Source organism: Aquaspirillum serpens DSM 68, assembly GCF_000420525.1.
Classification (GTDB): Bacteria; Pseudomonadota; Gammaproteobacteria; order Burkholderiales; family Aquaspirillaceae; genus Aquaspirillum; species Aquaspirillum serpens.
The window spans coordinates 1-9721 of record NZ_ATVC01000079.1; the positions used below are offsets into that span (position 1 = coordinate 1).

General features: G+C 55.5%; 6 protein-coding genes and 1 pseudogene. 1 reads left to right on the top strand and 6 read right to left on the bottom strand.

The annotated features are described in order from the left end of the window. Positions 1 to 56 (bottom strand): helix-turn-helix domain-containing protein (locus G465_RS16570; protein WP_155846559.1); only part of this gene is annotated, 56 nt, incomplete at its 3' end. Positions 57 to 78: 22 nt separating this feature from the next. Between G465_RS16570 and G465_RS15615 the strand changes: the two are divergent. Further along, positions 79 to 308 (top strand): annotated as a pseudogene (locus G465_RS15615) (transposase). Between the two features lie 27 nt (positions 309 to 335). Here the strand turns inward: G465_RS15615 and G465_RS0111820 are convergent. From G465_RS0111820 to G465_RS0111845, 5 genes are all read right to left on the bottom strand, one after another. Beyond that, on the bottom strand, positions 336 to 1037 hold the full coding sequence (locus G465_RS0111820; protein ID WP_155846558.1) for a hypothetical protein: 702 nt from the start codon (positions 1035 to 1037) through the stop codon (positions 336 to 338). A gap of 19 nt (positions 1038 to 1056) precedes the next feature. Next, positions 1057 to 7422 carry a DUF4347 domain-containing protein gene (locus G465_RS15210; protein ID WP_022654664.1) on the bottom strand — a complete coding sequence of 2122 codons (6366 nt, stop codon included), beginning with the start codon at positions 7420 to 7422 and terminating at the stop codon, positions 1057 to 1059. 81 nt (positions 7423 to 7503) lie between these two features. Further along, positions 7504 to 8379 carry a phage tail protein gene (locus tag G465_RS0111835; protein WP_022654665.1) on the bottom strand — a complete coding sequence of 292 codons (876 nt, stop codon included), beginning with the start codon at positions 8377 to 8379 and terminating at the stop codon, positions 7504 to 7506. A 220-nt stretch (positions 8380 to 8599) separates the two neighbouring features. Next, on the bottom strand, positions 8600 to 9034 hold the full coding sequence (locus tag G465_RS0111840) for a ComEC/Rec2 family competence protein (RefSeq protein ID WP_022654666.1): 435 nt from the start codon (positions 9032 to 9034) through the stop codon (positions 8600 to 8602). A 60-nt stretch (positions 9035 to 9094) separates the two neighbouring features. Next, a complete protein-coding gene (locus G465_RS0111845) occupies positions 9095 to 9463 on the bottom strand; it encodes a Yae1 family protein (RefSeq protein WP_022654667.1) in 369 nt (122 codons plus the stop codon). Between the last annotated feature and the right edge of the window lie 258 nt (positions 9464 to 9721).

Here is a 9721-nt window from a genome sequence, read left to right on the forward strand (position 1 = left end):
CGCTGCTGTTCGCCGGTCGGCATCAGTTCGTATTTGTAGGCTTGAAGTCGTTGCATCGCTCAATCATACTCTTGGTCTATGAGCAATGACAACGATATTCGGCACGGTCGGCACTGCGTTTTTAATATGCATGTCCATTTGGTCTTTGTGGCGAATCCAGCCGTTTGCTACGGAAGGAACGCCCCGACATCCAGAATCGCTACTGGAATGGCGTCCTGTGGTCGCCATCCTACTTCGCCTCAAGCTGTGGTGGCGCACCTATTTCCATCGTGCGCCAATACATCGAACAGCAGCAGACGCCACACTAAAACCCAAGGACGGCTACGCCGTCCGCGCTATCCTTCCCCGCCCTGAACGGCGGGGCTTGTTGCGCACCGGGTCAGATTGCGGCAAATCACCTCCTTTTGATGGATAGCTGTTGCCTGTTGTTGCTCATCCTCTGGCAGAGTTTTTAATGCGGCCCATGCTGCTTTTTCTTCAGGAGTTAAAGCACGTTTGCGGTCTATTTTCTCCGCCGCAGACAAAATCCATTGTTGAACAATCTCATGAATCTTTTCTGCTTTCTGGCGGTCGGTGAGCGTAGTTTTTGACTGTGTTAGCGCCAAATCAGCATCTGCTAACTTAAAAGCCAAACACAGTGCATCTTGACTGGGGGTATCGCCTTTGGCGGCGGCTTTTAGCCACCACACCCGTGCCTTTTCAGGTTGACCCATCGCATGCTGATACAGCCCTTGCTGCCAAGGGCTCCATGCCCTTGCACCAAATCTGTCCACCCACGGTTGCCATGCTTTTTTTTGCTCAGGCGTAAATGAACTCACCACCGGTATTTCAAGCAATTCGGCACGCGAAGGCGCGGCATAGGCTGTCGCTTGATTAACTGACAAGAATAGCAGGAGGCCGGAAAGAAAGAGGGAAGAAGCTGTAATACGACACATAACCGACCTCAATGCAAAAAGTGATCCCGATATTGTAATGTTATTTGTGATCACCTCATAAGTTACTGGGGCGCACCGCAGTGTGCCCCAGCTCAACAACACGTTACAACAACCTAACTATTTACACCCAACCATCAAACTGCATCACCGTACCAATAGCAGTAATAGCTTCACTGCTGGCAGCGATGTCAACGGCGAGCCAGTCGCGGGTGATGAGTTGTTTTTCGAGTTTGTTGACCAGCGGGGTCAGTTCGGCGGTGGTGGCTTGGCGACCATAGGCGTTTTGGTACAGGGTTTGCACATAGGTTGCGTTGTCCATTTTCGCCAAAGCGGTGTTGCGGGCGTTGAACCAGTCGAACACTTCTTGCGGTTGGAGGAAGCCGGCGTAATAGTCGGCAACGGCTTTGGTGCCGAGTTTCCATTCGGCAGCGGTGGCATCACGGTTGAGATAGACCTGCACCATGCGCGCCAAGATGCCTTCCACCCGATCTCTGGCCAGAATCACCACCTCTTGACTGTCGAAGGCGAGGGTTTCGGCATTGTTAAGATCAAACATAGCACCATCGCTGTAACGGGTGATCTCGAGGGCGTTGCCGTTGCGTTCGAGAGCGTAGTCACTGCGTTTGCCGAGGAGATGCAGAACATCATGGCCTTGTTTACCGTCGATAAACAATGCCAAGCCCATCGGCAGATAGCCTTCTTCAGGGTTGGCGTTACCGACAAAGTAGCGATTGGCAGTAACGTTGAGCACGTTCGGATCATATTCAGCGGTAAACACTTCGCCATAGCGAATGGTGAGATTATCGCCGCTGTCGAATTTGACCAGTTCGACATCCAACAGACGATCGACTTCACCGGTGGTTTTGTGTGTCAACACCACGGTATGACCGTCAACGCTGATGGCGTAGTCAGTTTGTGTACCGCTTTGGATGGCGGTGTCGTTGCCAAAGCCACCGTTAAGACGGTCATTTCCGCTACCACCGGTGAGGCTGTCGTTACCGGCACCACCATAGACGGTATCGTCACCCGCTTCACCAAAGGTTTGGTCATCACCGCCAAGTGACCCCACCGTGTCTTGTCCACCGCCGCCGTAGATGCTGTCGTTGTCGGCGCCTAATACGATAAATTGGTTGAGGTTATCCCCCACAGCGACGTTTTGCCCACTGCCACCAATGGCGCGTACTTCACCGACAATGGCGATAAAGTCGATATTCTCGACTTGAATCACCGTGCCTTTTGGCAGTTGGCTAACATCAATCACCACCGCTTGTTTGCCATCTCCATTACGGCTAGACCCTGTCAGAATCAAGGGTTGTGTTGGGGCTGTGGTGGTATTGGCGGGGACTGTTGGCACCACCGTTTGCACAATCAGTTTTTCATTGGCAGGCAAAGTGTTGAGGAAGGTAAAGCCATTACCTTTCATCTCTTCCTGAATGCTCGAGCCGGTTGGGGTTTTTTGTTCAATGCGGCGGATTAACTCAGCCATCGCATCGTCTTTACTCAATGTCGTGCCTTTACCATCGACACTCATCCCCACCCCAGTCGGGACACTCACTGTCAGCAATGCTTCACCCGCAGCATTCTTTACCACCGGAATATCCGCGTGGGTTTGTTGTGGTGTGGTGGGGTCGTCTTGGCGATCATCTGTCACCACCGGAATGGTCACCACCTTCGTACCATCGCTCTGCACCGTTTCATTCACCGTCACCCCGTCAAACGTGCCAGCCGGTGTTGGTGTGGGAACAGGGGTTGGAACGGGCGTTGGTACCGGCGTCGGGGTAGGCTCTGGCGTGGGTACAGGTGTTGGTACCGGTGTCGGTGTGGGCTCTGGCGTTGGGGTAGGTGTTGGCGACGGTTCAGGTGTGGATGCGCTAACGGTGATAGTCAGCGGGGCTTCATAGCTATTACCGGCCAAGTCTGTCACTTTGACCCGTATTTGATAAGTTCCTGCAGCAAGCGCATCCCCGCCAATTTTTAGGCTGCCACCTTCAATCGTAAATTTGCCGTTATCGGTATCAGATTCGCCTTCGACTAATTGGTAGCTAAACGTACCATTGGCCGGTGTGTCGGTGGTGGAGAAAGCACTGACCGTTGCACCGACGGAAGCCGCAGAGGTGCTTAATGATGAGGACACCAAGTTCAACGCAGTCGGGTTACTGGTGTCGAGAACATAGTTTTGGGTATGCACGGCGCTGTCATTACCAGCGGCATCGGTGACTTTGAGTTTTAGATTGCCGGTGTTATTGAGGGTGACACCATCCCAAGATAAATGGGTCGTTGTGACTTTACTGGTGATGTCAATCCAAGTCGTGCCACCATCGAGTGAACCAAATAGTTTATCGCCAGTATCCAGTGCCGCACTCAGTGTCGCGGTTAGGGTTTGGCTGGCGGTTTTGGTGTTGAAGTCGGTGGAACTGCTGCCGGTGTCTGCGTTCAAGGCAACAGTGCTGAATGTCGTGGTTGGGGCAGTCGTGTCTACTTTATAAGAGGCATTGTCTGCAACAGCTGAGAAAGTTAGGCTTGCATCGTTATTTGCAGCATCTTTAATGGATGTACCAGCGGTTAAGCTGTTCGCTTTGATACCAATTCCATCAGCATCGGTTTGTGTGGCTAAAATGGTGTAGGTGAATTTTAGAACGTTTGCCGTTGAATTTGCCGCATCGTAGGTTGCTGTAACTTCGGTTGTGCCAATCACAAGGGTAATGGTTGGGTTACCTGTCACCGTGACGTTATCGGTCATGGTAACGCTCACGGTAACCACATCGCCTGCATTTAAGGTGTTATTGGTTGCCCCTGTCGCTGAGGTAATTGCCACGCTCGATACACTCGGTACGGTACTGACAGTAATGCCGTTGCCTATAGTGTCTGCTATCGTTACCGAAGCATCTGCCCCCATTGCCCAATCTTCAGCAGCAGCAAGATTGTAGGTAGTGTTGTCATTAGCGCTGGTTCCTGCTTTGTTGAGCAGGGCATCTACGTTTGTTTTATCGGTACCTGATAGCGTTGCAGTAAAGCTGGTCGCGCTGGTGATCTCAACATCGGTTGTGGTGGTGAGTGTATAGGTTCCTCCCCCTTGACCCGTAAAGGTGAGTTTAGAGAGATCAATGTCGTTATTGGCTCCAGCGTATTTCAACAAGCCTGTGCCTGTAACCACTAATGTTCCTGTGCTACTGCTGTAGGTGGCTGAGGTGATGGTCGGGACGGCGACGTTGCTGGCGGTGACTCCATTGCCGGTGAGGTCGGCAACGATCACTGCGCTATCGGCCCCGGCCGCCCAGTCTTCGGCGGCGGCCAAGTTGAAGGTAGTGCCGCCGGTCGAAATCGTACCGTCCTTGTTGACGATCAGGTTCAGCGCCGCCTTGTCGGTGGCGCTCAGGGTCAGCGTGAAAGCAGTGGCCGAGGTGATCTCGACATTGGCGGTATCAGTCAGCGTGTAGGTGTCGCCGCCTTCGCCGGTCAGCGTGAATTTATTGGCGACGATGTCGTTGGTCGCCCCGGCAAGTTTGAGGAAGCCGGTGCCGGTCACGGCCAGAATGCCGGTGCTGGCGTTGTAGGTGGCGCTGGTGATGGTCGGGACGGCGACGTTGCTGACGGTCACCGCATTGGTCGCATCGGCGATGTCGCCGGCGGTGATCACGGTATTCCAGTCGTCGGCGGCTTCGAGGTTATAGGTGGTGCCGCCGGTCGAACTGGTGCCGTTCTTGTTCAGAATCTGGTTGACCGCCGCCTTGTCGGTGGCGTTCAGGGTCACGCTGAAGCTGGTCGCGTCGGTGACTTCAACGTCGCTGGTGGTCAGCAGGTAGGCGCCGCCGGCGCTGCCTTCGCCGGTCAGCTTGAGTTTGCTGACGGTGATGTCGTTGGTCGCCCCCGAGGCTTTGACCAGGTTGGTACCGGTGACGGCCAGAATGCCGGTGTTGGCGTCGTAGGTCGCGCTGGTGACGGTCGGGGTTTGGACGTTGGCGACAGTGACGCCGTTGCCGGTGGTGTCGGCGGCGGCACCGCTGATCCAGTCGGCGGCGCCGGCCAGGTTGTAGGTCGAGGCCCCGACCGAACTGGTGCCGTTCTTGTTGAGCAGGCCGTTTACGTTGAGCTTGTCGGCCGCGTTGAGCGTTACCGAGAAGGCGGTGCCGCTGGTGGTGGTGACGTCACTGCTGGTCAGCGTGTAAGTCGCCCCACCCTGGCCGGTCAGGGTCAGTTTGTTGACCGCCACCGTGGTCCCGGTACCCATGTTGGCACCGGTTACCGAGAGTACGCCGGTGTTGGCGTCGTAGGTGGCCGAGATCAGTTCCTTGGTCGTCGAAATCACGATTGCCTTGTTGGCCCCCAAGGAGTTCGCAGCCCCAGGCGTGGCCAGGGTCAGCATCGCATCGTTACCGGCTGCGTCCTTGATCGCGCCGCCATTCAAGGCCAGGGAACTGGTCGCCACGTAATCCAGATCGGCGCTGGTATCGCCGTTCTGGACCGTGTAATTGAAAGTCAGCGTGTTCGTGCCGCTGCCGCTGGCGTAGTTGATGGTCCGGTCAGTGCTGCCGGTTTCCAGCGTCAGCTGCGGGGTGCCGGTAACGTTCACCACCTCGCTGAAGGTGACGGTGATCGCCAGCTCATCGCCCGTGGTGTAGCTACCATCAATGGTCGAGGAAGACACAGCCGTGACCGTCGGCACGACACCGTCGATCACCAGCGCCTTGTTGTTGCCCAGCGAATTGGCAGCCCCGGGCGTTGCCAGGGTCAGCGTTGCATCGTTACCGGCGGCATCCTTGATCGTGCCGCTGTTCAAAGCCAGGGAGCTGGTCGCCACGTAATCCAGATCGGCGCTGGTGTCGCCGTTCTGGACCGTGTAATTGAAGGTCAGCGTATTGGTACCGGTGCCGCTGACGTAGTTCACGGTCCGGTCGGTGGTGCCGGTTTCCAGAGTGAGTTGCGGTGTGCCACCTGCAGTATTTACAGTCACCGCTTCACTGAATTGCACCGTCACCGCAACAACATCGCCCACCTTGTAGGTGCCATCGCCGGTAGAGGAAGAAACTGTCGTTACCGTGGGCGCCACTGCATCCACCCGAACCGCTGTAGTTGCGCCAACGCTATTCAGGGTCAGCACTGCGTTGTTGCCTGCCGCATCGGTCAGCGTGTCGGTATTCAGCGCCAAAGTACCGACCGTAATGCCATCACTATCAAGATCGCCGCTCTGGACGGTGTAGCGGTAGGTGATGCTGTTGGCGGTTTTACTTTGATAAGCCGCTGTTTTGGCGGTTGCACCAATCGTCAGCCCGAGCGTCGAGGCGTTCCCGGTCAACGTAATGTTTTCACTGAAATCGACGGTGAAATCGAGATTCTGGCCAGCGACATAGGTCGCGTTGGCCGGGACGCTGACACTGCTGACGGTAGGAGGGGTGGTGTCAGCGGATGGGGGTTCAATGATGAAGTTGGCACTGGTCAGGCTAGAAGAGGTGACGCCTGGCAGGAATATTGCATTCTCATAATAACTACCACCGTTTTGATACAAAAAAACGAGCGTACCGGTGGTGTCGCCATCCACAGGGTCATTCGCTGCATCGGTAACGACTGCATTCATTGGAATCGTGTTCGAAAACTCCGTGAAGCCGCCTGCGGTGATGTAGCCGGGGCAAACATAAATTTCATACTCGTTCAGGTCGTAGCGTGTGAAGTTGGCTGTGCTCGCGCCTGGTTCGATTGTGATGTCGACTGCGCCGCTAGTAACATCGGCGTTGGTTTTTCCCCACGACACGACAGAAATCTTGTCGGTTGCCGTATCGAACCCATTGATCCTGTAATAGGTGTTTACATTTGCGCCGTGGAAATTGTCACTTGGCGTGTAGTAGCCAATGGCAACCGTAGTGCTGGCTGTAACCGCAAAGACATCGGCGGCACCTGTCGCATCAAGCGTATAGGTCGTAGCCAGGTCGATATCGGCCAGAATCCCGGCAAACCCCGTATCGGTTTCCATCAGGCCGTTTTTCGCCTCGATGATTCCATTTGTTTTTTCCAGCTTCCAATCCCCACCCAACCAACTCGCCCCAGTGGGGTTATCCGATGCCGCCACGTCCGCCCCGGTCGCCGCTGCCAGATTGGCGATGAACGCCTGCCCGGCCTCGCCGCTCGCTACCGAACAGCCATACAGCAGCAAATCCCCCTCCTCCGTCAGCGCCTGCCCCAGGGTGGCGAGTCTGGACTGGACACCGGCCTCTGCCAGCGAGCTTTGATTCAGGGTAGCGCCCCCGAGCCGGAGGCTGCCCTCGGCACCGTGGCTAAGGACGTGGATTGCATCGTAAGCACGATGCATTGCCGCCCATTCCGCCATCTGCGCCAAACCATCGCCACCGGTCAACAACTGGATTTCAATACCAGCGGGAATGGCGGCAACCAGGCTTTGCCAACCGGTAATTCCGGTATCGACAAAGACCACTTCGCGGCGGGCGCCCGCTTCGATGAGCGGCAGATTGGCTTGATCAGGTGTAGACGTATTCATGACAGATCTCGGAACGGTAAAGAGGGGAAGTTTATAAAAAACGAAAGCCCGGGATCAGTCCCAGGCTTGGGTTAGTCCTAATTAATTGGGACGCACCGGAAAAATGCCGTTGGTAGCAACACAAGCCGTCAAAGCCAATTGAGGAGACAACAACGACAACGCCTGGGTGGCGGCTGCTCCTGCCGGATTAACAGTCACACCACCGCTCAAGGCAATACTGCCGGTCACCGGCAGGGTGACAGTCCCCTCAGCCTTGCTATTCACCGTTTGCGCAGGGAGAGTTCCGGTAAAGGTTTGCGTCGGACCGATATTGGTATCGGCCGTGGTCGCCGAGGTGGCGTAGATATTGGCCGGTGCCCCACCTTTGCCCAGTACGGCATTGGCCGTGACTGCTTGCTGGCCGCCGGCAGTGGCATTGGCAATTTTGACCTGACCGGATACCGAAACATTCTGACCGGGAACATTGACCGCCACCGGCAAACTGACGCTACCAGTCGCCGAAAGAGTTCCTGGCGTCACGGTTGGATTGGTCAGCGTTGCAGTGTGGGTGTGGGGCTGCAGGGGTACTTGTGCTGCACTCAATAGAACCGCCTCCGTACCACGTTTGTTTCCAGGTACGAGGTTTACTTGTGGAGTCACGCCACTAGGCGGTGTCGGCCCGGTGCCCACTACCGTCCGTCCTTGCAGATCGGGCAGAGCGAAAGTAGTTGGTGCGGTACCTCCATACTGATTTCCGAGGACTGCATACAGCGCCTGATATTGGCTGACCTGCAGCACCTGACCTTTTGCTGGCAAATAACCTTCGGGACAATAGCTCGCAGCCATGTAGCACACCGAGCCCAAGTAAGGATCGCTTGCGGAACATGCCCAAACCGGCGCAGTCGCCAGCGTCAAGCCCCCGAGGGCAGTCACCACCGCCAGGCGGCGCAGTGATACGGAAAATTTCTTGTGGTTCATGAAGCGTCCCTTCTTTCATTTATCGTGATCAAAACCGATTGCAATCGCATCCGGCCCTCGCACCAGCGATCCACATTGTATACAGACATTCTAAAAATAACATCCTCAATGTTAAACGCTTATGATGAAAATCAATCCGAATTATGAAAATTGGTCCAAAAGGCATAAATGCTTCCAGCACAAGCATCGGTTTTCGCTTGCCCCCCACGCAGCACGCGAGTCACTTGGCCCGGCCAGGCGCGTGTTGCCGCAGGTCGGCGCTGGGAGGCAGATGGCCTAGCTGCCGGCGGGGGTTTTCTGCCAGTAAGCTCGCCACTGGCTCGCGCCAGTTAGTGAGCCGAGCGCCACTGGCGGTGAGTTCGACGCTGATCGTCCCGTCGCGGTCGCTGCGCCAGATTTGCGTGCCGTGTGCGGTGTAACGGGCGAAGATTTCCGGCCGGGGATGGCCGAAGCGGTTGCGGTAGCCGACGGTAAACACCGTGTGCAAGGGGGCGGCAGCGGCGATGAAGGCCGGCGTCGACGAAGTTTTGGCGCCGTGGTGCGGCACCAGCAATACATCGGCGAGCAGCAGGTAGCGGCCGCCGGCGCTGATGCGCAGGAAAGTTCGGTAGTGTGGGCATACGACATCGACAAAAAACAGCCGTGTGTAACACACACCTATACAAATATCAGAGCAGGCACAAGGGCCTGCCCCTACATACGGCAACGGCGCTGATCAACCCTCAAAAATATCTTCTAACCGCTGTGCCTGTGTTAACGATACTCCCCATTGCTGCAACTGCTCCGGCGTCGCCACCCGTAACCGCGACAACACCCAATCTGGTAATGGGTGACCAAATTTTGTTTCGATCATACTGCGGAGGAATATTTTCATGCCTTCTTCACGGCCTTGTTCACGGCCCTCTTCGCGGCCCTCTTCTCGACCTTCTTCTCTACCTTCTTCCCGCGCAGTGATGATGTCGGTGTTGTAATCCCACACTGCCCTCTGCCGTGCAATGGCACGCAGTTGTTCTTCTTTGGTTTGGCTGAGAGTTTCTAAAGAGCGTAGTGCAGTCACCACTGGGGTATGTGTCAGCTGTGCCATGATGTGTTGCTCCTGCCAATGTTCAAACAGATCGACCCAATTCTTTAATGCAGTGGGCGCAAGTTGGAGGCGGTCGGCGGATTGACTGCTTTCTAATTGTTCGCTGATGAAACGCGAGCTGTAATACAGACTTCATCTCTCCCCAATACCTCTGTTTGCACAATTGCCAAACTAATACCTCATTACCACCATAACAAATTTGACTCTCTCATCGAGAGTTATGTCGAGCACCACCACACCAAAATCATGCTTTGCAAC

Bases quoted from the DNA above. Each gene is read 5' to 3' on its own strand.
- G465_RS15210 (WP_022654664.1), bottom strand. From the start codon at position 7,422: ATGAATACGTCTACACCTGATCAAGCCAATCTGCCGCTCATCGAAGCG.
- G465_RS0111835 (WP_022654665.1), bottom strand. From the start codon at position 8,379: ATGAACCACAAGAAATTTTCCGTATCACTGCGCCGCCTGGCGGTGGTG.
- G465_RS0111845 (WP_022654667.1), bottom strand. From the start codon at position 9,463: ATGGCACAGCTGACACATACCCCAGTGGTGACTGCACTACGCTCTTTA.